We start from the raw sequence: 25039 nt of genomic DNA, 5'->3' as shown, positions 1-25039 counted from the left end.
GTAAATTATGATCCCTGCACGATGATTGTGGCATATAGGGCATAGAAGACTGACAGGGATAGTCCCTGTTCTTAAATAAAAAAACCTTTCTAAAAAATATGAAAGTTCTTGTAATCGGTGGTGGCAACATGGGGCTAACTTATGCTGAAGCTATCGCTAAATCAAAATTTTTAAAAGATAAGGATCTGATGATCCTTGACAATTCTAAAGAAAAAACTGATGAGCTGAGAAAAAGAAGTCACTTTGCTGTGTTTGAAAAGCTTGAAGAGTGCGTTCCAGCAGCAGACGTGATTTTTATTGCTGTAAAACCGTACCACTCCAACAAATTAATGGAGGATATGAAAGAGTTGACCTCAGAGGGCCAAATATTCATTTCCTTAATGGCGGGAGTGACCATAGCAGCTATTCAGGAAGGACTTAATAGGAAAAAGGTGGTCAGGGCAATGCCAAACCTGCCCGCTCAAGTAGGTAAAGGATTGACTTCTTTTACAGCATCTGATGAGGTTTCCAGACTTGAACTTTCTACGGTAGAAAACCTTCTGGATACCACTGGGCGCTCTGTAAGGTTAGACACAGAAAATGATATTGATGCATCCACGGGAATTTCCGGTAGTGGTCCTGCATATATCTTCTACTTTATGCAATCCATGCTGGAAGCAGCCCTCAAGATGGGATTTTCCAAGCACGATTCCAGGGTATTGGTGGAGCAAACCTTTGCCGGTGCAGTGGAACTGTTCAGTTCCTCTGACCTTGACCCTGAAGCATGGATGGACCGAGTAGCCTCCAAAGGCGGCACCACAAGGGCAGCACTGGATTCAATGGATGACAACAATGTCAAAGAAATGATTAAAGAAGCTGCTTACGCTGCATTTAAGAGAGCTGTAGAACTTGGAAAAGAATTTCAAAATGGATAACAACGAAGAACCAAAACGGATCGTCATAAAGGTAGGTACCAATGTGATGACCAATAGGGACAACCGAATCGTCAATACGGTCTTGAGAAAAATGGTCGATCAAATCGCCATTCTTTACGAACGAGGCATAATGTCTGTCCTGGTATCTTCAGGATCCGTCATTGCTGGTAAAGAAGTCTTGGGAAATAAAGTGGGCATCAAGGACAAAATCATCAGAAGACAGGTTTTCTCTGCTGTAGGACAACCACGGATGATGAGGCATTATTACAATATCTTCCAAGATTATGGGATGCGATGCGCCCAGGTCTTGGCTACCAAAAGGGATTTTGACCCGGGTAAGCATAGGGAAAACATGATCAACTGCTACGAAGGGCTGCTTTCTGAAGGAATTATCCCTATTGCAAATGAGGATGATGCCGTTTCCCTTAGCATGTCCACCTTTACGGACAATGACGAATTGGCCAGTCTAGTCGCTGAACTGACCAAAGCGGACATGCTGATCCTACTTACAGATACAGATGGGCTGTATAATGGTCACCCTGATGACGAAAACACCGAAAGGATCGCCCATGTGGGTACCGATGAAAAAGTAGAGCATTTCATCCAGGAATCCACCAAGGGAGAAGCAGAAGGTAGAGGAGGCATGAAGTCTAAGCTAAATGTAGCGAAAGAAGCCGCCAGAAAAAATATCCCAACCTACATCGCCAATGGCAATATCGATAACATGATCCTTGATATTGTCGATGGTAAAGAAGTGGGCACCAAAGTTTCTGATGATTAAAGACCAAAAAGGCATTGATTTGCCTTAATTCCTATTCATCTGGAAATTTCAACACCATAAAAGAAATCATTTGACATGAAAATATTAAGCACACAGAAAAAAAACGACGTGTTGGCATCAATGATCAAGATCATTGATAAAAACCGTGAAAAAATTCTGACCGCCAATAAAGCTGACTTGGAGGCATTCCAAAGGGATGACCAGGCCCTTTATGACCGGCTAGTGGTGAATGACGCCAAAGTAGACGGCATGATCCAAGCTGTCCAAGAGGTGAAAGACCAAGAAGATCCGGTAGGAAAGGAAATATCCAAAAGGACTTTGGCCAATGGCTTGGAAATCACCAATCGCACTGCACCGTTTGGTACAATTATGATTATCTACGAATCCCGGCCTGATGTTACCATTGAAGCTGCTGTATTGGCCTTTAAGGCAAACAGTAAAATCCTGCTCAAAGGTGGTAAAGAAGCGGTACACTCTAATAAAGTATTGGTAGAGTGCTGGCACGAAGCGTTAGAAGAAAATGGGCTAAGCAAGGATTGGATCGAATTGTTCACGCTGAACAGGGAACAAACACAGGAATTCCTTAAAAACCCATCCGAAAAACTTGACCTTATCGTACCTAGGGGCGGAGAAAGACTGATTGCTTTTGTAAAAGAACATGCCCAATGTGCTGTACTGGTAAGTGGTCGAGGAAACAACTTCGCCTATGTGGCCGATGATGCAGACTGGGAACTGGCCAAAAAAGTCATCATCAATGCCAAGACCAACAAAATCTCCGGCTGTAACGCATTGGACAAAATCCTGGTGGACGAAAACCTTCCAGACTTTGACTCCAAATTGGCCGATTTGGCCAAAAGTCTGGCAGAATACAAGGTGGAATTGGTTGCCGAAAAGGAATTGGTAGGTGCGATTGAAGGTGCCAAAGAGGTCCCTTCTGAAGACACTTGGTATGAAGAATTCTTGGCCCTTAAAGCCCTTATCGGGAAGGTAAACGGACTGGATGAGGCCATCGCAAAGATTAACAAATACAGTGGTGGACACTCTGCTACTATTTTGACAAAAGATAAAGAAAAAGCAGCCACCTTCATGGAGCAGGTGGACAGTGCTGCAGTTTACCACAATGCTTCTACCCGATTTACCGATGGGGGACAGATGGGGGTAGGCGCAGAGCTCGCCATCAGTACGGACAAGCTGCACCATAGAGGACCACTTGGATTGGAGCAACTCGTTACCAATAAATACTATGTATTTGGCAATGGCCAGATTCGTGATTAACGGTCCAAGCTTAAGATTATATTCAAAAAACCATCCGCCGTGGCGGATGGTTTTTTTATGCTTTTTTTCTGACAGATTATTAACTACTAGATTCAGGTATTATTTTTAGGAGAACTAAGTGACCACTAAACTACCAGACCAATGGTTTATAAACTTCTTATCGCTGTCTTTCTTTTGTCCTTATCCGCTTGTGGTGAAAAAAGTGGGAAATCACAGAAAAATTTAACGGTGCAATCTCAATCCCATTTCACCGAAAAAGAAGTATATGCTTCGGACCAATTGATTGTCAGACAAATTAGTCCACATACCTATGTTCACATTTCATATCTCGAAACCGAGCGCTTCGGGAAGGTGGGTTGCAATGGGATGATTGTGGTCAGTGATGGGGAGGCGATCATCTTTGACACGCCCAGCACCCCAAAAGATTCCGAAGAGCTCATCGCTTTTATGGAAGGGGAAAAACTACACATCAAAGCTATCGTAGCCACCCATTTTCACTTGGATTGTGTTGGTGGTCTGGATGCATTTCATGCAAAAGAAATCCCCTCCTACGCTTTCAAAAGTACCCTTTCCCTCGCATCACAGCATGGTTTTCCTCAACCATCAGTGGGATTTCCGGATCAATTGGCACTAAAAGTCGGCAGCAGGTCGGTATTTGTTCACTATTTTGGTGAAGGACATACCGAAGATAACGTAATCGGCTATTTCCCGGATGATCAGGTGCTTTTTGGCGGATGCCTGGTCAAAGCTGATGGTGCCGAAAAAGGCAACCTTGAAGATGCCAATACAACGGCATGGCCCACCACTGTGAATAAAATCAAAACCGCCTATCCAAATCTCAAGGTAGTCATCCCAGGGCATGGCGAATGGGGCGACAAAAACTTATTGACGTACACCGAAAAACTCTTCCAATGACTACCACTCCAGAAGACCTGTTCACTCCCGATGAATAATCAAGCCCTTAGAAATATCATCAGTATATTGGCTGGTTTAACTATTGGTATTTTGGTCAACATAGGGCTTTTCAAAACCATCGGAATATGCATGCCGCTTCCTCCCAAAATAGCTCTTCCGACCATAGAAGGCTTCAAAGAAGCATTGCCATTATTTGGGATCCCATATTTTCTGATGCTGTTTATAATCCACGCCTTGGGCACATTTTCGGGTGGGCTCGTCGCGGCACTTATTGCGGTTCGTTACAAAATAAGCTTCGCCCTTGTGGTTGGCTTTAGTTTTCTAATAGGCAGTATGATCATCATCCTCTCCCAGCCCTTTCCTGCTTGGTTTGGGATTGTGGACATTGGCTTGGCATATGTGCCTTTTTCCTATCTTGGGTGGAGACTGGCAGTAAAATTGGGTCCTACAGACTGACATCTCCTTGACGTAAGACGCTGATTACTTTAACCTAGCGCTTATGATACTGCTCCACTAGACGCATTATCTTTTCGAAGATTTCAGTATTCTCATACACTCCGATAAATTCATCTGCATGTGCCCCATAAGCAAACAAGGGCACCATTATACCAGTATGGTCTTTGGTATCAAAATCCAGTTCAATTTCTTCTTTCCCCACGTTTCCCTGTGGCAGGGTGACCCCGCCAGTCTCATGATCTGCTGTGATCAGCACCAAGGTCCCGGCATGGTCATCTGCATAGGCAATCACCTCCCCTACCGCTTCATCAAAGTCTATTTCCTCTTCCACAACCGTCTTAGCATCATTCCAATGACCTCCACTATCGATCATCGCGCTCTCGATCATTAAGAAAAATGGCTGCGCTTTTTTGCTCAAAAATGCTAAGGATCGGGTGGTTGCGCTTTTCAGGAAACCTTCCCTACCTTTCATCACCGTAGGCAATCCTTGATTGCTGGCAAAATACCCTGCTTTCTTAATGTTATTTCCATCAAGTTCATCCAAGCTCTTGACAATCGTAAATCCCGCAGCATCAAGAGGTGCAATCAAATCCCGACCTTTGACCAGAAAATCATTTTTTCCGCCCCCAATAAATAAATTTAGGGGGCTTTTTGAAAGATCCTCAGCAATCCCCTCTACCATTCCGCGATCTTCCCTATGAGCATAAAATGAGGCCGGGGTAGCACCTGTCACATGATCTGTAGTCACAATGCCCGTCGTGAAGGAATAATTTTTTAGTAATTCGGGCAGATTGGAAAGCGCTGTACCCTCTGTAGAAAAACCAATAGCCCTGTTATTGGCCTTTTTGCCAGTAGCCAAGGCAGTGGCACCTGCTGCAGAATCAGTCGTAAAGTCATCTGCAGACTGGGTTTTCACTAAGCCAATATGCTTCAATTGTGTCAGGTTGAGTTGATTACCGTGAGCATACATTCCCGCTGAAATATGCGCCAAACCATTGCCATCGCCTATCATCAGAATGATTTGTGTGACAGGTACTGCTACACCATCCACCTTAAATTTAGGATGGTATATTTCGTGCCGATGTTGACTACTCACCACATTGCTATTTAGGCTGTTCAGGTATTGACTGGCCTCGAAGGGCCTATCTGTATTGATAAAATCTATACCCATATCAGCAAAAGCCTTCCAGGCAGTCTTGCTGTCCGGTGCTCCCCAAAAACGTATCGACCGATCCACTGCATGGGCCTTTTCGATCAGTTCTTCCAGTTTTTGTTTTTCGGCTTGAACCAACCTCCCTTTCCCGTTCCAAACGGAAAACCGCTGAAAGGGAAGACTCACCAAAGCAATCCGGTGCCAGGGTAAATTGCTTGGAAAATCCAAGGATTGATAATCAAAAAGGATGTATGGCGCATAATCATCGTAATCTTCTAGACGAGGTCGGTTTCCGGAAATGACCACCTGAACCCCTCCTTGCTTTCCCGGCACCGCCAAAACATCCGTATATTCCTCCAACTTATCTTCCAAAACATCCATGGTAGCGTAAGCTTCCGTCTTTATATCAATAAGTAATTGGAAAGCAGGCTCACCAATTCCCAGTTCCTTTGCTTGCCGGATCGGCACCAAGTAAAGTGACTCAAGGGTTTTCGCTGCTTCTATCGTTGCTTTCTCATGCGCCACCATCAATTTCCCCTCCTGAAGAATCACATCGACCTCTATGGACGCAGCGTCGTTGGCATAGGCCGTCCAGAAAGGAACGGGCTGTAAATAATCATTATGGGAGTGGAATTTATATTCCACTTGTGCCTTAACCAACAGAGGAAAGAGAAAAATAAGTAAACAGATGATAGCTCTTTTATTCATTATAATTATGTATTGGGTATCAAATTACTGCCAACCTCTTGCAATCCCTGGTAATAAAGCAAGATGGTTTACCAAAACCATCCACTAAAATAATATTATAAGCAAATGCAATCAATATGATTCAGCAAAATAAAGATCCAAAGATACCTGTCTATCTTCTCTAGCTTACCAAAATGCCATTAACAAATGATTAAAAAAAACCGGCCCTATCCAAGACCGGCATTTTCCACTTTAACTAACCAAATTAATGCAATATAGTTGCAAAAATTAAAATCACCATCACTAATCGAAATATTGATTCCTTGGTCAAAAAACATCTAGCCCCATAAAAGTAGCAAGTACTTTTCACGGGGTTACCTCCTATTCTTTCTTAGGGTGGATTTGATCCAAAGTGTAATCGTACAGTGCCATTCCTGAAAAAAATGAGGAAAATCGCTTATGGCCCTGAAATTCAATCCAGGCAAGAAGAGTCAGACCAGGCCGAGTGAAGGTCCAACGTCTAGCCTTCGGTTCTATCTGGCGAATAAAAAGGTCTGCTAAGGTTTACACCTCTTTGCTGATAGTTTAAAGCGATTTCCCGGTGAAAACAATCCCACTAAAGGTATTTTACCCAGCAATTTATTAAATTCACCCCAAACTTAACCATGTTTCCATGATTCTGACTGCTGAAAACATCCTATTGATCAGCTCCCTTTTACTTTTCGCTGGTGTCATCGCCAGTAAAACTTCCGGCAAAACAGGTATTCCCGCGCTACTGATATTTTTGGGCGTTGGCATGTTGGCAGGCTCGGATGGCATCGGGGGAATTGTCTTTGATGATCCTTCACTGACCCAGTTTCTGGGGATTATAGCCCTGACATTTATCCTCTTTTCGGGGGGACTCGACACCAAATGGCCCTCAGTGAAGCCCATTTTAGTACAAGGCATCGGACTTTCCACCATTGGGGTTTTGCTGACCAGCTTTTCCCTGGGAGGGTTTGTGTATTGGGTGTCAGACCTGACCTTGCTGGAAAGTCTGTTGCTGGGATCGATCGTATCCTCTACCGATGCGGCGGCGGTATTTTCGATTTTGAGAAGCAAGAGCATAGGACTCAAGGGCAACCTCCGGCCCCTGTTAGAACTGGAAAGCGGCAGTAATGATCCCATGGCTTATTTTCTTACCATCGCCCTGACCAGTCTCATTAAAGTTCAGGATTTTTCGATCGTTGAAATCATCCCGCTGTTTTTTATCCAAATGATAGTCGGAGCGGTAATGGGCTGGCTGATTGGTCGCATTACAGTGCTCACTGTCAACAAAATAAACTTGGAAGTAGAAGGCCTCTATCCAGTGCTGATGATTTCACTTGTACTGCTCACCTATACCCTCACAGATCTCCTTCGCGGAAATGGCTTCTTGGCTGTTTACATCTGTGCCCTTACAGTGGGCAATGGCAAAATGCTCCATAAAAAAAGTATGATGAAGTTTTTTGATGGCGTGGCGTGGCTTATGCAGGTGGTCATGTTCATTACCTTGGGGTTATTGGTGTTTCCTTCCCAAATGCTGCCGGTGATCGGTCTTGCCCTTTCGTCAGCATTGTTCCTGATCCTCGTGGCCCGGCCACTGGGGGTTTACCTCACCCTTTTGCCGTTTAAATATACTTTTAAGGAAAAACTTTTCCTTTCATGGGTAGGGCTTCGGGGAGCGGTCCCCATAGTCTTTGCTACCTTTCCCATGATCCATGGCGTGGAAATGTCCGGTGTAATTTTCCATGTCGTTTTCTTTATTGTCCTCACATCGGTAGTCCTACAAGCCACCACCTTACCTTTAGCTGCCAAACTACTTGACCTTGCCCTACCTGCAGGCTTGAAGAAAAAGTCCCTCCTGGACCTGGAACTCTCCGACGATGTCAAAAATGCCCTCATAGAAGTGGAAATTCCAAAAAATGCTGCCGTTTCCGGCAAAAAAATTCTGGAAATAGGATTCCCTAACACCTGCCTGGTAGTGCTGATCAGCCGAGAGGGGAAATTTATCACTCCAAATGGCGAAACGGAACTCCAAGAAAACGACACCCTTATGATCATGGCCGATAATCCAGATCAGGACAAGGTGATCAAAGAGGTGCTAATGATAGCATAACCCCTACTCTCTAATCTTAAAAGAACTGACTTTCCTTCATCACAAGAGCCAAATTTGGATTCAAGCAATATAGGTGCAACATACCAAATACCAACTCCCAAATAAAAATCTACACGTGGTCTACTTCTCCCGTCTTTCATCATGGAGTAAAATGCCCCAACTTTTCCGCCATCATACATTGGTATATAAACAAAAAAACACCCACAAGTAACTTAACCTGTAGGTGTCTGAACTAAGCCTGTCTTTTGACTACCACCATCATATTCTCAGGCTTTTTCGAGGATTTTCTTTTTATTCTTGACTGCTACATATCGGTAATAATTTCTTTTACTTTTTCGCTCCCGTCGATTGACCAACTCATAATATTTTAATTTGTAATAATCGTAACCAATGACAATCAGCAGAAAAAGGCAGACGATATAAAACACATTATAAGCTATGGTCATGTAGATATATCCCGCCGTGATGCCCCCAGAAAGGTAGCTCACCATGATCGAGAGCTGTATCTTGAGTTTGCCCCGTAGCTGGGCATTTTCGCGATATTCCTTCTTAGTGAACATGGAGAAGAGCATGCCCAAGTCCGTGGTCAGGCCAGTCAAGTGGGTTGTTTTTACTGCAGAATTGGAAATACTGGCGGTAAGGCCATTTTGGAGTCCCATTGCATACAGCATCAACCCTACCAGCCATTCGGTCTCCAATAAAGTCTCCGCATAATAAAACTGCACATATGTCCCCACGACCAAAAGACAAAGGATCTCCAAAATCACCGGAACAGCATGGGATAAGTAGGTATAGTTTTTATTGAAATGAACTATGATACAATTGGAGGTAAAGCCACCAAAAAAGAACAGCATGATCCAGGCTGCCACCACTCCGGCTTGGTACCAATTGCCCTTCGCTATTTCTTCTGCCAGCACAGCATAGTGACCAGTGACATTAGAAGTAAAGGCGAAAAACAACATGACCGAGACCACATTGACCATCCCCGCCGAGAAAGCCGTCAAGCTTCCCAACTTTATGTTGTCACTTAATGTCCTACTATTGCTGAATTTTCGAAGCATGCGTTTGGTTTTTGGATTTCTTAAAAATCATTTTGATAATTCCTCTCGCCTGAAGATCTGAGTTAAAATGAATTTCCATGGTATCTTCCGTAAGCTTCTGGATTTGATAATGCTCTAGGCTGTCTCCATGTCCAAATAGCTTCAGCACGTGTCCACGCCCCTTCAATCGCCAATGCAACTCCTCGCTACTTCCGTCTTTTTTGTGAAGCAATAGCGCACCATCTGGCCTAATCTCCCAAGTTTCAGCTTTATGGATGACCAGCTCCAGGCTGATTTCCTGCTTAAGCTGATCGTTTATATGAAAAGAATCAAATGGACCTTCTTCCGAACTGTCCAATTTCTCATACTTCCACATCACCTCTTCCCACTTACCGATCAGCTTTCGGTCCGGACTCTCATCATTGGCCATCAAGGTAATCACCCCTCCGAAAAGCAGTACAAATACCCCGATATACATTATTTTTATCTTCATGATCGATCGTCTTGGTTTTATGATGGACTGAAATGCCCAAAGAAGAGCGCCGCCAACTGGTTCCTGTCCAAATCATGTCTCCTGCCGTGATCGACCCATTTCACTTTGGTCAGGTGAACGCTCGTTTTTTCGATCAGCGGCATCAGGTCAAAGCTCCTTTTATGGCATGGCTTAAAATCATGGTCCGAAAAAGCATAAATCTCATCTACCCGGTTTCCCTCGAGGTAATTCTCAAATGCTCCTCGATTATAGCCCGAAAACAAGTCCACACCCAAACTTTCGATGCGCGATCCGTACTTGCTCAACAGTAACTGACAAGATTTTTCAAATGCAGGATTCTCCAATTTCCGGATGGCTTCTTTTTTCCTAAAAAAAAGCATCTCGGTAATGGAATCAGGAAGATACAGTCCATGTAAAATAATGATTTCCAGTTGACAATTCTCATTTGCATTCAAAGCTGATTTTACGAGGTTTAATGACTTCACTGTAAAATCAGTTGGTATTAGTACTGTTTTTCTCATCTATCCCACATTTTTAATGATCGTGAGCAAAACTATAAACCATCTATTAGAGGGGGCTAAGAATCAGATTAGGATGAGATTAGAATTGAGGGGTGGATTCATCAATTCCAGATTTTTAGTGTTTTTTATCAATGGATTGTCCTTGGGAAACGACGAAGGACATTGCAAATGCCCTGCTCTAGAGCCCGCATTGCAAATACCGGCTAGATGTGGAGAATTAAATATTACCGGATACTTGGCTGGCACGCCCTTCACGATAGGCTTTTACGATTTGCTCCGCCTTACCATCATTGATCTCTTGATTGGTAAAGAAACAGGGAAGGGTAATCTGGACGGTCGTCCCTTTATTTTCGGTAGAATTCACGACCAGTTCACCGCGGTGCATCCTGACGATATTTCTGGCCAGTGGAAGTCCGATGCCGTAGCCTTCGTGATTCTCCGTATTGGAAGCCCTAAAATAGGGGTCATAGATGTATTTCATCTCCGAATCCGGGATGCCTATGCCCTCATCTTTTACGATGATGATTACCTTTCCGTCGGACACGCCCAAGGCCACATGTACCGGACTAAAATTCGAATACTTGCAGCCATTCAGGATAATATTGGAAAGGGCCAAGTGAAGGAGTGCCTCATTGGCATTGATCTTTAGCCGATAGGGATTCTCTGGCAAAAGGCTGAAATCAATGCTGATTTTACTACCCGGGTAGATCTTCTCTACGGTATCCTTGACATCCATGATCAATTGATCGGCACGCAGCATTTGGAATTTTTGCCGTTTGCCATCAAATCCTGTTTGGGCAAGCATAAGCAAGGCTTTGGTCTTCTTGTCCAGTTTTTCGGCCTCTTCCAAAATGGTCTGAAGGGACATGATGTATTCTTCTGGCCGCCTGACCTTGCTAAGCGTCACATCTGCCTCACCGATGATGCTGGTCAGCGGTGTATTCAGCTCATGACTAGCATTGCTGATAAAATTTTTCTGCGTCTCAAATGAAGTCTCCAGCCTGTTCAGCATGTCATTAAATGTCTGTGAGAGCTGGCTGATGGTGTCATCATTTTTGGACTGCTGATTAAGCCGAAGGTGTAGGTTTTCCGAACTGATCTCCTTTACCTTTTCTATGATGTCATTGATCGGCTGGATGTATTTTCGGGTAAACAAAAAGGCTACTACAAAAATGATCACAAAGGCAATCCCCAAAGAGGTGAATAGCAGGTTTCGCAAATAGTGTACGTGGTGGGTGATAAAGTAATTTTCGGCCGAAATGGTCACCAAGTAAGTGGCCTTGCCCACCGTCGTGTAGGTGGTCCCGTAAAAGAAGGTCCTGCGGTCATTGTACATACTAGTGCCGTCCTCTAGGATCTCCTCTATAAAACCGTCCCTAAACCTACCAAGCTCCCTTATTCCTTGCCAATCACCATTATCGGGCAATTTATACATTTTGATCTCCTCGTCAGGAAGCACTTCCAGGTATTCCTGCCTCAGCTCCCGGATGATATTGCCTTCCCCTTCATTTTCCAGCTGGGACTTGGCAGTGGTAATTGCCCTGATCTCAAGTCGCTTATAAAAGTCCGTAAAGGCATAGTTGGAAATGGAATAATAGATAAACCCACTAAACAGCAAGGTGTAGCTGAAAAAAATGGTCAGTAAGACATAAACGATTTTATTTTGTGTTTTCATTCGGCTTCTTTTAGCACATACCCCATCCCAATGACCGTTTGGATCAGCCGTGGCCCGTTATATTTCTCCAGCTTCTTCCGCAGGTAATTTACATATACATCCACTACGTTGGTACCCATGTCAAAATCAATTCCCCAGACTTCCTCCAAAATATCTATGCGCGAAAGCACTCGGCGCTGGTTCTTCATAAACATCAGTAGCAACCGATATTCGGTAGAAGTCAGGCTGATGGCCATCCCGTCTCTCGCCACCGTTTTGGTCTCATCGTCCAGCATCAGGTCTCCAAACCGGTAAGCATTTTCAGCTTTGCTTTCTTCTCCACTGGTGTAGGTGGACCTTCTCATCAGTGTCCTCACCCTGGCCAGCAGTTCGATAAATTTAAAAGGCTTCGAGAGATAATCATCCGCCCCGCTGTCAAGGCCCATCACCACATTTTCGGTACTTCCCAAAGCCGTCAAAAACAACACTGGAACTTGTGTATGTTGCTTGCGGAGGGCCTTACAGACTTCTATCCCGTTCATTTCAGGGATCATAATATCCAAAATAACCAAATCATAGCTGCCCTGAAGAGCCATTTGGAGTCCTGTCTTGCCATCCATGGCCAGTGCCACTTCATAGCCCTCTTCCTGCAGGCCTTTTATAATAAATGCACTGACACGGCTGTCATCCTCTACAAGCAATATTTTTCTCACAGATCTGTTTTAAAGGGTGTTTACTTCCAATCAATATTAAGTATTACTGACGGGAAATAGCAAAAATTGGTTCATTTCTAATGCGATTCTAATCTGCAGAAAAAAAGACCCAGAGGAAATACCCAATTTTAGGTATTTTTTAACCATGCAAAATTCAGTATTTTTCGACGATATTTGGTTGTAAATGGAAATATTCTATCACAACCGCCTCCAAATAGAATGTATAAGGAATGTATGGGCAATGAGGTTACTTTTATGCAGGATATTTTTCAGGAGAGGAACAAAAAAACAACACCGCTTGTAAACGATCGAAGTAGATGACCACAGGTGAAAATTCCGCTACCATACAATTTACCATTAAACTCAAAAAAACAATTTTTATGAAAAAAGTACTTTTAACCCGGAATTATGCGTTGGGAATCGTAGTGAGAGCTGAAAGTGCAAGAAAATCAGTTAGTTTGGAGGCATTAGCGTAGCACCGCTACGGTTATGCCGAAAACTAAAGTGAAACGACTGATTTTGAAGCAGTTTCAGGTCGCAACAGATAGGCTAATGCATATTCCGGGTTTAACCATCCCATTGATCCTGCTTTTATTCAAGGCTATTGCTCAAGTAGCGATTGGGGAAAAAGCTCCAGCCATTGTGGTGGATACTTGGGTAAATCATGATGATGGTGATGGCCCGAAAACAGCTGGCCAAGTGATGGTTTTGGACTTTTGGTTTACGAGCTGCGCTCCCTGTATCTATACGATTCCCCATCTGAATGACCTTACTGAGGCATACAAAAATGACAATATTTCATTTATAGCCATAACGTATGAAAAGGAGGAAGATGTATCTAAATTCCTATCCAGAAAGAAAATTTTGGCGTCTGTAGGAACTGATACAGCCTATCAAACTATAAACAACTATGAAGTAAATGCTTATCCAACGACATTTTTAATTGATGAAAATGGGATTTTGAAGTGGAGAGGGCATCCTTCACTTCTTACCAGCGATATGATAGATGCTTTGCTCCACAAGAAGTATTACCCGCAGGTGATGGCGGATCAACAGCATCCAGCCCCAAACAAAGAATTAAACACCAACCATCTCTACCCCATTACGGTCACTAAAAATAATTACATGCAGGTAGCATCTGGGATACAATACAATACTCGGGAATTGAGCATCGCCAACCAACCGCTTGACAAAATATTAACCTTCCTCCTCAAAAAAAGCAAAAGCAGGATTTCAGTTGCCGACCAAAACCGCTACGATGTTCGCTTTAAATTCCCTAAGAATTTGCCACCAAATGAAAAAAATCCCACAAAGGTGCGATCCTTATTATATGAACTGGATTATGAACTTGCCCTGGAGCAAAAGGAGGTGTCAGGCTATGCCTTGCATATAGCAAATGACAGCCTCTTCATTCGACACGCTGTGGATACGACGAAAGCCTATTCCGCAAGTGGAACCTCCACCAAGGGTACCTATTGGCAAGGAAATGGTGTCCCCTTGCAAGATTTAGTGGATGAATTGGAAAACAGGTTCCAAATTTTTGTCACTGACAGGACCAATTTAAATGGATATTTTGAGTTAAAATTCCCCTTCAAAACCTTTGATGGAGCCAAAAGCTACCTGCTTGAGCAATATGGAATTTCATTGACCCCAGATCAGTTTGAAGTAGAAATCGCACAAGTAACCAAGAAGCATGATGGAGAAAAAGGCCGTGAGCCTTAGCCCCAAAGCCTTTCCCTACCGTATTTGAATTTTACAAAAACAACCAAATAACAATCTTAAAAAAAGGAATCTGAATTTGATTTTAAGGCCTGCTTTGGGGTTTGGCCATAATACTTCCTGAAGGTGTTGATAAAATAGGACACATTATTGTACCCCAATAGTTCCGCAACCTCCCCTACCTGCTTGCCTTCTTTGAGAAAACCTAAGGATAAATCCATCCGGTTTTTGATTACGAACCCTCTGATGGTAATGCCAAAAGCCCTTTTAAACTCCTGCTTGAGCTTAAGTTCATTGAGCAGTACCAGCTTGGAAAGCTCTCTTATCGTGGGGGGATTTATATAGGAAGAAGCCAAAATAGCTTTGGCCTTATTGATCTCATCGGGCACGCTGACACCACCATTCATGGCTTGGTCTGTCTGGGATATGTACACATTAAAAAACAACTCCCTGAATTTCAATACTAAATAAGATTGCTTGTTTTCATTGGAAAAACTACTTTCACATATTGCCCGTAGCTCCTTGATGATGCTTAAAACCCTGCTGTTTACCGGAAAATATCCCCCCAAACCAAACCCCTTTTCTTCCCTCTTTTTTACTGCCTGGAAAAATGGACGTTTTACGGCCCAATCTTCCTTTTGCAATAGCTCCAAAAAAAACTGCCGCTCCAGTATTATACTGTAATAATGAACCTCCGAGTCCTTCTTCATATAAAATTGTCCCGAAAAATCCTTTTGATACGACAATTGTACCATGCCTTGGTTGACTTCCGATTTTTGGCCATGGCTTTCCTTTAAGGAGGGCTTGCCCTGATGGGTAAAAGACAAATGGACAAAATCTCCCATTAAGGAATAAATATCCGTTAAATCCTGATCCATTCGAATAAAACTTTCTACCAGAAAAAATCTGGAATCGAAAAAAATACTGGAACGTACGCCTACCTCTGATCTATTTATGGCCACTTCCTCCCGCTGAATTTCCAGTGCCGTTTTTTGCGGAACGCTCAAGTGGAAAACCTCTAGGTCAAGCTCTCTTAATTTAGAATCAATATACATAAATCCCTTTTGTGCTATTTTTAGTACCAATAGTGATACAAATCTACAGCATTTACGGATACTTTTGTAACACTAATTTAAAAATAGTCTAAATAAAATTATGATCGGTATCAATTACCCTTTAATGGACAAGGCATACATTTTACTCATCAAAACCCATCCTATCGAATAAATTTTACACTTGAACCAATGCAGAAACACTACTTTGCCCCCTTCTTTCTTCTGCTCTTTTTGATGCAGTTCAGCAATGCCTTTGCGCAAGCCCCCCTCTTAACTGGAAAGGTCAGCAATGAACAGGGAGAACCTGTACCCCATATTTATATATACCTAAAGGACAGTCCGTACCATACCGAAACCGATATGGACGGAAAATACCAATTGTCGGCGGCTCCCGGTGATTATGTACTGGCCTGTTATGGACTAGGGTACGAACGCATAGAAAAAACCATATCCCTCATAAAAGGCAAAAAGCTGACGGTAAACTTTACCCTGAACCCCGACAGCAAAACCCAGATGCAAGCGGTGGAAGTAAGCGGAAAGTCCATCACCCGAGAAATCAATGAATCTGCCTATAACGCCATCGCCATCGATGCCAAATTGCTGCAAAACACCACCATGGACCTTAGCCAGGCCATCGAAAAATCCTCCGGCGTACGGATCAGAAGATCAGGCGGCATGGGATCCAATACCAGCGTGACCTTAAATGGCTTTACCGGAAACCATGTCAAAATCTTTATGGACGGCATCCCCATGAGCGGTTTTGGCCCGGCCTTCAATATCAACAACATCCCCATCAACATGGCCGAGCGGATAGAAGTGTACAAAGGTGTCGTCCCCATAGAACTGGGCTCCGATGCCCTTGGCGGCGCCATCAACATCGTCACCAGAAAAACCTCCAATACTTACCTCGACGCCTCTTATTCCTACGGATCCTTCAATACGCACAAGACCAGCGTAAACTTCGGCACTACCACCAGATCGGGATTGACCTTCAGCATCAATGCCTTCCAAAACTATTCTGACAATAACTACAAGGTAAAAACCAAGCTTCTGGACCTGGAGACCAATATTTATTCCCAAGAGGAACAGTGGTTTGAGCGCTTTCATGATACCTACCATAACGAGACCATCGTAGCCAAACTCGGCGTGGTGAACAAATCCTGGGCGGACAGGCTGGTCTTTGGCGGAACACTGGCTAATATGGAAACTGACATCCAAAATGCCAATATCATGCAAATCGCCTTTGGCGAAAAAGCCCGAAAGGCCAAGACGTCCATGGCCTCCATGGAATATATCAAGCATGATTTCATCGCCAAAGACCTTGACCTTACCCTTTCAGGAAATTATAGCGTCGTACGCAACACCAATATTGACACGTCTGCTTTTCGATACAATTGGGCGGGAGACCGAAGAAATATGGGCAAAAAAGGCGAGGGAGACTATTCACTGGGCAAGTTCAACAACAACACCGGACTGCTCAATGCAAACATTCGCTATACCCCTGGTGAACGGCATTTTATCAGCCTAAACAATGTATTGAGCTCCTACTCCCGCAAAAACACCGATGAAAAGGCCACCGAGCAGACCCTTTCGGCCGCGGACAGCATCAAGCGTACCAACATCAAAAACGTAACCGGGCTCTCCTATAGCTATAAATTGGACGAAAAATGGAGCCTATCTGCATTTGGGAAGAACTACTTTGTAAAAACTTCTGGGTCACGGGATACTTCCAGCACGACCACCCAGAAATTTGCCCTTAAGTCCAGTACCTTTAATACCAGCGGTTACGGTATAGCGGGAAATTATCGCCTAAACCCAGGACTTTTGTTTAAGCTGTCACTGGAAAAGACCTTCCGCCTCCCTTCCGCCACAGAGCTCTTCGGGGATGAAATACTGGAAGCCGGTACGATTGACCTAAAAGCAGAAAACAGTGACAACATCAATGTAAACGTCATTTACAGTCCAGAATTTGGCCCCAGAAAACAGCACAGTATTTACAGTAACCTGGGAATGATTTATCGCTATACCAAAGACTATATTCGACGTCAAGTAGAACAGCGATATGGTGGTGCCTTCTACACCAACCACGGCGAGGTCAGGACACTTGGTGTGGACCTGGAAACCAGGTATCAATACCTGGACAAATTCTCGTTGGGCATTAGTGGTTCATATCAGCGCATCGTCAACATGGAACCGCTGTCTTCCCGTGGTACGCCAAGCATCATCTATAAAGATCCCATGCCAAATCAGCCAATACTTTTTGGCAATATAGATGCCAGCTATCGGTTTTTGGACCTTGGTGGACAGGGCAACATCCTTACGGTAAGCTATTTCCTGAATTATGTGGACAAATTCTATCGGGAATGGAAAAGTGAAGGATCCACCTCTGATAAAATCACCATCCCCAAGCAGCTTTCCCATGATGTGAGCCTGACATACGTCCTTCAAAACGGCAAGTACAATGTATCCCTGGAAGCGCAAAACATTACCGACGCCATGCTATACGACAATTATAGCTTACAAAAGCCAGGGCGAAGCTTTTCGGTGAAGCTCCGGTACTTCTTTACCAAATTCAATTGAACTAAAGCATTTAACCATATATAAATTTTGTAACCATGATTATCAATAGTAAAATCAGAAAAAACCTCTTCACCTTGGGCATCGCAGGTGCAGCCCTGGGGTTTGTGGCATGTAGCAGTGAGGATGACCCTACTCCCACGCCAGATCCAACAGAATCTGAAGAAATGTTTTTCATTTCCGTGGATGGGGAATCGGCCGAATATATCATTACCACGCCAACGCTGGACCAAGACCTCACGTTGGCAGGTGCAGGTACAGAACTGGAGCAAAGCGGCTATCGATGGATTTTCAACGAAGATCCGTCTGTGGCAGTTGGTCTGATCTATGCACAAGGTGACCCCGGTATCGGGCTAGGCTACCAACTGGATAGTGATGGGGCACTAAATCGTGTAGGACAGTTCCAGATCACTAGCCGCTTTACTTCCTATGGCTTTTTTGACAACTATGCCATTACCAGCGTAGGTGGCCAAACGCCTGTGGATGAAAATGGCAATGCGCTCATAGATGAAAACGGATTGGAGCGCTCTGATGCCGTTACCTTCAACATTGTGGACTACACCAGCGGCTTGGCACTGGACACCAAAACCATCCTTACCAAGGATGTGATCGTCTCTGGCCAGCAGGCCACTTTTTCTGGTATAGTGGATTTCGGCAATGGAGAATTCCTTACCGGTGTAGTAGCTTCAAACCCCAAAGACCCTGAACAAGGTGGGGGTTCCAGTACAGGCGAGATCATCTATCCAGACAGTTGCTGGGTAGCTGCTTTGGATGCCGATATGAACATCACGCGGGTTTACCGTTCCAATAAACTGAGCTATTCCTCTGGCCGTTTCCGTTCTCAATACTATTCCCAAATCAGCAAGGACGACCAAGGAAATGCCTACGTATTCTCCGGTGCCTATGATGAAAACACCACCAAGCCTGCAGGTGCCCTTCGTATCAACAGTGGTGCTGAAGACTTCGATGCCAACTACTTCTTTAACATCGAGGAAAAATCTGATGGATTCAAATTCCGCAATGTATGGCATATCACAGAAGATTATTTCCTTCTGGAATTCTATAACGAATTGGAAGGTTCTTCCAGCACTGGTGCCACACAATACGGTATCGTAAAAATGGAAGACCAAACCTTCAACTGGGTAGGTGGCGAATTCCCTGCCAAGGAATCCATTGTGGATACTGGATTGCCAATGGCCTATGATGGCAAACTTTACTTCCCGGTAACCGTGGACGGAGAGCTTCCTGCACTGTACATCATCGACCCTACCACTGCTGAAGGCACCAAAGGAATATCCATCGATGCCAATGCCGTAAACTCCATTGGAGTACTGAGAAACGATCAATAATTTAACCGCCATAACGAAATTGGGGCTGTCCCGTGAGTCCTCGTCATAGCGATTCCGACGAGTATCGGAAGAAGCGATCTCACCAAACGTGCAATGAAAGTACATGGAGATCGCTCCGCTCGCGATAACGGTTTGTTCCATTATGCAACAGTCTCATTCTTATGCATTATCACTTAACCAATATGAAAAAAACAGCAAAAAATTTCCTCTTTGCGCTAATGCTGTCACCAGTATTAGCCTTTGGTCAGCACCACGAAGCCCCAGGTCCCGTGGACAATTCTTTCTTGAGCCGTGATTTCTGGAGCGGGAAGCCTTCTCTTCAGGAATTAAAAGCGGAGGTTGCGGAGGGCAATGATCCTATTGAGCTCAATTCGTCCAGCTTTAACGGGACGGTTTATGCTATTCTTAATGACCAGCCGCTGGAAAACATCAAGTACTTGGTTTCTCTTGATGGCAATGGGGTAAACCTCCTTACCCATGACGGCAGGACCTACATTCACTGGGCAGCCATGAAAGGTGACCTAGAGCTGATCAAATACCTCATCGACCAAGGTGCCAAAACTGACATTGTGGATGACCACGGTTATTCCGTGATGAATTTTGCCGCCAATGCCGGTCAAAGCAATCCTGAGCTCTATGATTACCTGCTTTCCCATGGCTCTAGCCTAGAAGAAACCAACCACCACGGAGCCAATGCGCTCTTGCTGATTGTAGGCAGCCAGGAGGATTTTACCATGATCGATTACTTCACCTCGAAGGGAGTGGACATGAGCACCACTGACGAAGATGGCAATGGCCTCTTTTATTATGCCGCCAAAACCGGTAATATCAAAATGATGGACTTATTGATCGAAAAGGGCGTATCCTATAAAGCACCCAATAAGATCGGAGGAAACGCCATGATCGCTGCCAGTCAGGGTACCCGTCGTGGCTCAAACGACCTTAGCGTATTCAAGTATTTGGAAGATAAAGGCATTGAGCCAAATGTCACTACAGCGGATGGCACTACCCCATTGCACGCTTTGGCAGGAAGGTCCAAGGACATTGGTCTGTTAAACTACTTTATGGACAAAGGAGTGGATGTAAACCAAGCAGACGGTGAAGGGAACACTCCGTTGATGAATGCCTCTGGCCGAAATGACCTGGCGGTTATTCAGCTTTTGGTCGAAAAAACCGATGATATCAATGCCCAAAACCAACAAGGAAGATCCGCCCTTACCAATGCAGTGGCTGGAAACACTCCGGAAGTGGTGGAATACCTGCTCCAGAAAGGTGCTGAAGCTGGCGTAGAGGACAATGCCGGAAACACCTTGGCCTATTACCTGTTCCAGTCGTACAGTCCACGGTTCAAGGAAGGCTTCCAAAAGAAAAAAGATCTTTTGGTAGCGGAGGGAGTAGACCTGAAGGCACCTCAGGCGGGTGGAAATACATTATTTCACCTGGCCGTAGAAGAGAACGACCTTGAGCTGATCAAAATGGTCCACGGTTGGGGATTCGATGTCAACCAAGCCAATGACCTGGGCACTACTCCACTCCAGACCGCTGCCATGAAAGCTAAGGACGAGAGTATTCTGAAGTACCTTTTGGCCGAAGGTGCTGACAGCAAAGTGGTCACTGATTTTGATGAGACCGTTTATGACCTTGCCAGCGAAAATGAAGTGCTGAGCAAAAACAATGTCAATATTAATTTCTTAAAGTAACAGATTATGACCAGCGCTACAAAAGCACTGCTGATACTGACCATATGCAGCTTTCTGATAAGCTGGATTCCCAGTGATCAGCCCGCTCCCTCGTCCTATAAATGCCTAGTCCAACTGACCAATTACAAAGGAGAAGGCGCCTATATGATCGTTTCCCTCATTGATCCAGATGGAAAGTATGATGAAACGCTCTATGTGATGGGCAAGGACAAAGAGTGGTACCCCGACATGGAACAGTGGTGGGCTTACTATAACGAGTCCCCTTTTGACATCGATGGTATCAGCGGTGCCACGATTGCCGGAGGAGAGCGTACGATCTGCGTCATCACCTTTGACAAATCAAAGCTGGATGCCGGATATAAACTGCGTTTCGAAACGGCCGTGGAAGACCAACAATATGTGGTTGACGATGTGGAGTTCCCACTTACCTCTGCCAATGTATCAGGGAAGTTTGAAGGGAAAGGCTATATTCGCTATATCAGAATGGTTCCTAATTAAGATTATGACGCTTTCAATATGGAGATACAGCCACCTCATGTTGGCTGTATCTTCTTTCATTTTCATTACCCTTGCCACGGTCACCGGCCTTATCTTGGCATTTGAGCCCATTGACAACCAGCTGAAGGGTTACCATATCGATGGGGCTGACAACCTCTCCTTGGCCACGACACTGCATCCCCTCAAGGAAAAGTATGCTGAAATCCTGAGCCTGGAAGTGGACGGCAATGGCTTTATCTCGGTTTCTGTAATCGATGAAGAAGGCAATATGGGAGACTTTTACATCAATCCATTTACGGGTGAAAAAATAGGTGACCTTATCGAGAAGCCCGCCTTGTTTGAGTTTGCCACTAGCCTCCACCGCTCCCTCTTTCTCAAAAGTACTGGGCGATTATTAGTAGGTTTATGTGCATTTTTCCTCCTCCTTATTACCGTTACTGGAATCATCCTGATCATCAAGCGGCAGCAAGGCATTCGAAATTTCTTTGCGTCCATTATTAAGGAGGATTTTTACCAATATTACCATGTCTATTTGGGCAGGCTCACACTGGTGCCCATCCTGGTCATCACCCTGACCGGCACGTACCTGTCCTTGGAACGGTTTTCACTGTTGCCCGAAGCCGTAATGGCTGCTCCCGAAGTGGACATCGACCAACTCGCCGAAACACCTGAAATCGCTTACCGGGATTTTCCCATCTTCCAATCCATTAAACTCGAAGAAGTACGGTCAGTGGAATTTCCTTTTTCCCCATTTGTGGAAGATCTCTATACTATCAGCTTAAAAACTAAGGAAATCAACGTAAACCAATTGACAGGGGAAGTGGTTGCTTCCAGCCCTTATCCATTGGTTACGATCTTTTCTAACCTCAGCTTATCACTCCATACCGGACAAGGTAGCATTTGGTGGTCCACGGTGCTTGGCCTATCCTGCCTTGGGATCTTGTTCTTTATCTTTTCGGGTTTTAAGATGACCTTTAAGCGGAGAAAATCCCGATTAAAAAACACGTTCTCCAAAAACAATAGTGAATACATCATTTTGGTGGGCTCTGAAACGGGCAGCACCATCCAATTTGCCGGGCAGCTACAGCAAAAGCTCATCGAAACGGGAAAATCTGTATATCTCGCGGAGATGAACAGCTTTAGCGCTTTTGCAAAGATGAAGCACCTGATCGTCTTCACTGCCACTTATGGTCAGGGAGAGCCTCCGGCAAATGCCCGAAAATTCCTGAGCTTATTTCGACAATACCCACCCCAGCAGCCTTTTCACTTCTCTGTCGTAGGTTTTGGCTCATTGGCTTATCCTGATTTTTGTCAGTTTGCCAAGGACGTGAACGCGGCATTGGCGGACTGTCCCCAAGCCCAGCAGCAAGTACCGTTATTCACCATAAACAACCGCTCTTGGGAGTCCTTCGTCCAATGGGTCACCACTTGGAACGATAGTATTCAGGCAGCATTGCCGCTTCCGCTCAAAAAGCCCGCTGTCAAACCAGTTAAGAAAAAACTGACCTTCAAAGTAGTCGACAAAACCTTGGCACATGAAAACCCTGACGACACCTTCTTGATCAAACTCCAAAGCACCAAACGAAAAAAATACATATCGGGTGACCTGTTGGCGATATACCCCAGCAAAGAGGACCATGAACGGCTCTATTCAGTAGCGGTCACCCGCGAAAAACATATCTTACTCAGCATAAAAAGGCATGAAATGGGCATATGCTCCAATTACCTGAACAGTCTTGTCCCGGGGGACTGTGTTCCGGGAAATATTGTCAAAAACCCAGATTTCTATTTTCCCAAAAAGGGAAAACGGGTCATCCTGATCAGCACTGGAACGGGCATCGCCCCATTTCTGGGTATGCTAGAGCAAAACCAAAATAAAGTGGAAACACACCTCTTTTGGGGAGCTCGCACCGCACAATCCTTTGACCTACATGCCAAGTTGATCAATAGCGCCATGAGTGAAGGGACATTGACACGGTTCATCCCGGCATATTCCAGACAAGACGTATCAAAAGTATATGTTCAGCACCTGATCGAAAGAGAGTCCCAACTAATGGCAAAAACCCTGCGGGAAAAAGGTGTCATCATGATCTGCGGCTCCGTAGCCATGCAAAAGGCTGTTATTTCCCAATTGGAACAGATTGTCCATGCCCATCACCTCAAACCGCTAAGCTACTATCAAAATAAAAAGCAACTCCGCATGGACTGCTATTGACCCTGCATGATGGCGACCGGATGAAGTTACGTGTAGGTGCCTGTGGTTATGATTTTGCCGGGGCTCTGCCCTGACATTCCTGAAGGTAAATTCTTTGACTCCATAATGGATACAATTGGCATCACTGATTGCTCCAATCAAAAAAGCTCAAGGTCTCCCAAACTGAACGCTAAGCCATTTGGCGTAAACAATTCCTCAAACTGCTGTTCTTCCATGCCCAAGTTCCGAAGTGTGACCATCGGTCCCCTAGATATGGGAAAAAATCGGTAAGCCCCACAGGAAGGAAACGGCACTGGTGACTCCCCTGAAAATGAAACAATGGACACACGATAACGACTAACCTGGTGCTTAAGCTGCGCACTGAAATCTTTTACATCAACTTGATTTTCAACACCCAAAGGAAGCAGTTCACATATCCGAAATTCCTGAAATCGTTTATGTGACTTGATCCTGAAAACACACAAATAACTATGTCCATCAGAAAACCACCCATATCGAAATAACGGATTCTCCACGTATCGCCAGTGGACATATTCGGGAGAAATCTGCGTCTGCATTCCCGTCGTCTTGAAGCCAGTGTACACCTCGGCCAGTAAGTCCTCCGGCCAATCCTGCTGATCAACCTCCATAGGCTCCTTGGCATTACTTCCCGAAAACAGTCCAAATGGCCTTGTCAATGCCATTTTTAAGGGCAATCTCCCTCGCTTTTGCCACCCCATCTTGATATAGCCAGACATGCTTTTGGGATTGGGTGTATTAAAAACAAACTGATATTTCCCTGAACATTCCTCAATCAATTCACGGGTAAGACGCTTAAAAATGCCCCTGCCCTGATAGCCGGGAACTACGGCCGTGTCCACTGCTCTCAGTGCCTTTACTGGCTGACCATCGTAATCAAACGTCCACGGCATCATTGCCCTGACGCCAACCAACTCCCCATGATCTTCTGCCACGATTACCGGTGAGGTTCCGAATGGATTTTCCTCATGCTTCCACCGCCATAGGGCCACACTCTTTGGCAAAAGACTCTCTCCGAGCGCTCGTTTTAACAAATCGACGATGGCATGATGATCTGTGGACTGGGCTTCTCTAACTTGCATGTGCCTAAATTAGGGCGAATCACGGGATTTTTTAAGGCTTACTATTTTTTTTCGACTCAAAAACTGATTTTTGCACAAGCTGTTTTT

The 25039-nt window shown here is 44.6% G+C and carries 20 protein-coding genes; 12 read left to right on the top strand and 8 right to left on the bottom strand.

Going from position 1 to position 25039, the window contains the following annotated elements; translation table 11 throughout:
- The first annotated feature begins 65 nt into the window (after window positions 1-65).
- From proC to FDP09_RS12245, 5 genes are all read left to right on the top strand, one after another.
- Window positions 66-914 (top strand): pyrroline-5-carboxylate reductase, encoded by an 849-nt coding sequence (proC, locus tag FDP09_RS12265; RefSeq protein WP_262710666.1) that lies wholly within the window; start codon window positions 66-68, stop codon window positions 912-914.
- Window positions 907-1695: a glutamate 5-kinase gene (proB, locus tag FDP09_RS12260; RefSeq protein ID WP_137402940.1), complete on the top strand. Its 789-nt coding sequence runs from the start codon at window positions 907-909 to the stop codon at window positions 1693-1695. Before proC ends, proB begins: the two co-directional genes overlap by 8 nt.
- Before the next feature lie 75 nt (window positions 1696-1770).
- Entirely contained in the window at window positions 1771-2970 is a 1200-nt protein-coding gene (locus tag FDP09_RS12255) for a glutamate-5-semialdehyde dehydrogenase (RefSeq protein WP_137402939.1), read from the top strand.
- 141 nt (window positions 2971-3111) lie between these two features.
- Window positions 3112-3885, top strand: a complete 774-nt coding sequence (bla, locus tag FDP09_RS12250; RefSeq protein ID WP_137402938.1) for a subclass B1 metallo-beta-lactamase — start codon at window positions 3112-3114, stop codon at window positions 3883-3885.
- Between the two features lie 30 nt (window positions 3886-3915).
- The gene (locus FDP09_RS12245; RefSeq protein WP_137402937.1) at window positions 3916-4341 is read left to right on the top strand and encodes a hypothetical protein; all 426 of its coding nucleotides are present in this window, start codon (window positions 3916-3918) and stop codon (window positions 4339-4341) included.
- Window positions 4342-4375: 34 nt separating this feature from the next.
- Here the strand turns inward: FDP09_RS12245 and FDP09_RS12240 are convergent, their stop codons facing one another.
- Window positions 4376-6202 carry an alkaline phosphatase gene (locus tag FDP09_RS12240; protein WP_137402936.1) on the bottom strand — a complete coding sequence of 609 codons (1827 nt, stop codon included), beginning with the start codon at window positions 6200-6202 and terminating at the stop codon, window positions 4376-4378.
- A gap of 652 nt (window positions 6203-6854) precedes the next feature.
- Between FDP09_RS12240 and FDP09_RS12235 the strand changes: the two genes are divergently transcribed.
- Window positions 6855-8318 carry a potassium/proton antiporter gene (locus FDP09_RS12235; RefSeq protein ID WP_137402935.1) on the top strand — a complete coding sequence of 488 codons (1464 nt, stop codon included), beginning with the start codon at window positions 6855-6857 and terminating at the stop codon, window positions 8316-8318.
- A gap of 266 nt (window positions 8319-8584) precedes the next feature.
- Here FDP09_RS12235 and FDP09_RS12230 read toward each other — a convergent pair whose 3' ends face one another.
- From FDP09_RS12230 to FDP09_RS12210, 5 genes are all read right to left on the bottom strand, one after another.
- A complete protein-coding gene (locus FDP09_RS12230; RefSeq protein WP_137402934.1) occupies window positions 8585-9379 on the bottom strand; it encodes a YoaK family protein in 795 nt (264 codons plus the stop codon).
- Window positions 9357-9851 carry a hypothetical protein gene (locus tag FDP09_RS12225; RefSeq protein ID WP_137402933.1) on the bottom strand — a complete coding sequence of 165 codons (495 nt, stop codon included), beginning with the start codon at window positions 9849-9851 and terminating at the stop codon, window positions 9357-9359. Before FDP09_RS12225 ends, FDP09_RS12230 begins: the two co-directional genes overlap by 23 nt.
- Window positions 9852-9868: 17 nt before the next feature.
- Entirely contained in the window at window positions 9869-10372 is a 504-nt protein-coding gene (locus tag FDP09_RS12220; protein WP_137402932.1) for a hypothetical protein, read from the bottom strand.
- A 217-nt stretch (window positions 10373-10589) separates the two neighbouring features.
- Entirely contained in the window at window positions 10590-12047 is a 1458-nt protein-coding gene (locus tag FDP09_RS12215) for a sensor histidine kinase (RefSeq protein ID WP_137402931.1), read from the bottom strand.
- Window positions 12044-12739: a response regulator transcription factor gene (locus FDP09_RS12210; protein WP_137402930.1), complete on the bottom strand. Its 696-nt coding sequence runs from the start codon at window positions 12737-12739 to the stop codon at window positions 12044-12046. The genes FDP09_RS12215 and FDP09_RS12210 overlap by 4 nt, the downstream gene beginning before the upstream one ends.
- Before the next feature lie 504 nt (window positions 12740-13243).
- Here FDP09_RS12210 and FDP09_RS12205 point away from each other — a divergent pair.
- Window positions 13244-14461, top strand: a complete 1218-nt coding sequence (locus tag FDP09_RS12205; protein ID WP_187328851.1) for a TIGR03435 family protein — start codon at window positions 13244-13246, stop codon at window positions 14459-14461.
- A 56-nt stretch (window positions 14462-14517) separates the two neighbouring features.
- Here FDP09_RS12205 and FDP09_RS12200 read toward each other — a convergent pair whose 3' ends face one another.
- Window positions 14518-15513 (bottom strand): helix-turn-helix transcriptional regulator, encoded by a 996-nt coding sequence (locus tag FDP09_RS12200; RefSeq protein WP_137402928.1) that lies wholly within the window; start codon window positions 15511-15513, stop codon window positions 14518-14520.
- Between the two features lie 189 nt (window positions 15514-15702).
- On the opposite strand from FDP09_RS12200, the gene FDP09_RS12195 reads away from it, so the two are divergent.
- From FDP09_RS12195 to FDP09_RS12175, 5 genes are all read left to right on the top strand, one after another.
- The gene (locus FDP09_RS12195; protein WP_137402927.1) at window positions 15703-18093 is read left to right on the top strand and encodes a TonB-dependent receptor; all 2391 of its coding nucleotides are present in this window, start codon (window positions 15703-15705) and stop codon (window positions 18091-18093) included.
- A 35-nt stretch (window positions 18094-18128) separates the two neighbouring features.
- Entirely contained in the window at window positions 18129-19439 is a 1311-nt protein-coding gene (locus tag FDP09_RS12190; protein ID WP_137402926.1) for a DUF4374 domain-containing protein, read from the top strand.
- Between the two features lie 182 nt (window positions 19440-19621).
- A complete protein-coding gene (locus FDP09_RS12185; protein WP_137402925.1) occupies window positions 19622-21139 on the top strand; it encodes an ankyrin repeat domain-containing protein in 1518 nt (505 codons plus the stop codon).
- A 6-nt stretch (window positions 21140-21145) separates the two neighbouring features.
- A complete protein-coding gene (locus FDP09_RS12180; RefSeq protein WP_137402924.1) occupies window positions 21146-21637 on the top strand; it encodes a DUF2271 domain-containing protein in 492 nt (163 codons plus the stop codon).
- A gap of 4 nt (window positions 21638-21641) precedes the next feature.
- A complete protein-coding gene (locus FDP09_RS12175; RefSeq protein WP_137402923.1) occupies window positions 21642-23852 on the top strand; it encodes a PepSY domain-containing protein in 2211 nt (736 codons plus the stop codon).
- A gap of 137 nt (window positions 23853-23989) precedes the next feature.
- On the opposite strand, the gene FDP09_RS12170 is transcribed toward FDP09_RS12175, so the two are convergent.
- Complete coding sequence (locus FDP09_RS12170) at window positions 23990-24952, bottom strand: GNAT family N-acetyltransferase (RefSeq protein ID WP_137402922.1); 963 nt, start codon at window positions 24950-24952, stop codon at window positions 23990-23992.
- Between the last annotated feature and the right edge of the window lie 87 nt (window positions 24953-25039).

The sequence above is a fragment of the Echinicola rosea genome (genome assembly GCF_005281475.1).
In the GTDB taxonomy this organism is placed as follows: Bacteria; Bacteroidota; Bacteroidia; order Cytophagales; family Cyclobacteriaceae; genus Echinicola; species Echinicola rosea.
The sequence above is the reverse complement of the archived record's forward strand: the minus strand, read 5'-3'. Positions and strand labels throughout refer to the sequence as shown.

Excerpts from the sequence above, each read along its gene's own strand:
- proB (WP_137402940.1), top strand. The coding sequence starts at position 907 with ATGGATAACAACGAAGAACCAAAACGGATCGTCATAAAGGTAGGTACC.
- FDP09_RS12255 (WP_137402939.1), top strand. The coding sequence starts at position 1,771 with ATGAAAATATTAAGCACACAGAAAAAAAACGACGTGTTGGCATCAATG.
- bla (WP_137402938.1), top strand. The coding sequence starts at position 3,112 with ATGGTTTATAAACTTCTTATCGCTGTCTTTCTTTTGTCCTTATCCGCT.
- FDP09_RS12245 (WP_137402937.1), top strand. The coding sequence starts at position 3,916 with ATGAATAATCAAGCCCTTAGAAATATCATCAGTATATTGGCTGGTTTA.
- FDP09_RS12240 (WP_137402936.1), bottom strand. The coding sequence starts at position 6,202 with ATGAATAAAAGAGCTATCATCTGTTTACTTATTTTTCTCTTTCCTCTG.
- FDP09_RS12235 (WP_137402935.1), top strand. The coding sequence starts at position 6,855 with ATGATTCTGACTGCTGAAAACATCCTATTGATCAGCTCCCTTTTACTT.
- FDP09_RS12230 (WP_137402934.1), bottom strand. The coding sequence starts at position 9,379 with ATGCTTCGAAAATTCAGCAATAGTAGGACATTAAGTGACAACATAAAG.
- FDP09_RS12225 (WP_137402933.1), bottom strand. The coding sequence starts at position 9,851 with ATGAAGATAAAAATAATGTATATCGGGGTATTTGTACTGCTTTTCGGA.
- FDP09_RS12220 (WP_137402932.1), bottom strand. The coding sequence starts at position 10,372 with ATGAGAAAAACAGTACTAATACCAACTGATTTTACAGTGAAGTCATTA.
- FDP09_RS12215 (WP_137402931.1), bottom strand. The coding sequence starts at position 12,047 with ATGAAAACACAAAATAAAATCGTTTATGTCTTACTGACCATTTTTTTC.
- FDP09_RS12200 (WP_137402928.1), bottom strand. The coding sequence starts at position 15,513 with ATGTATATTGATTCTAAATTAAGAGAGCTTGACCTAGAGGTTTTCCAC.
- FDP09_RS12195 (WP_137402927.1), top strand. The coding sequence starts at position 15,703 with ATGCAGAAACACTACTTTGCCCCCTTCTTTCTTCTGCTCTTTTTGATG.
- FDP09_RS12190 (WP_137402926.1), top strand. The coding sequence starts at position 18,129 with ATGATTATCAATAGTAAAATCAGAAAAAACCTCTTCACCTTGGGCATC.
- FDP09_RS12185 (WP_137402925.1), top strand. The coding sequence starts at position 19,622 with ATGAAAAAAACAGCAAAAAATTTCCTCTTTGCGCTAATGCTGTCACCA.
- FDP09_RS12180 (WP_137402924.1), top strand. The coding sequence starts at position 21,146 with ATGACCAGCGCTACAAAAGCACTGCTGATACTGACCATATGCAGCTTT.
- FDP09_RS12175 (WP_137402923.1), top strand. The coding sequence starts at position 21,642 with ATGACGCTTTCAATATGGAGATACAGCCACCTCATGTTGGCTGTATCT.
- FDP09_RS12170 (WP_137402922.1), bottom strand. The coding sequence starts at position 24,952 with ATGCAAGTTAGAGAAGCCCAGTCCACAGATCATCATGCCATCGTCGAT.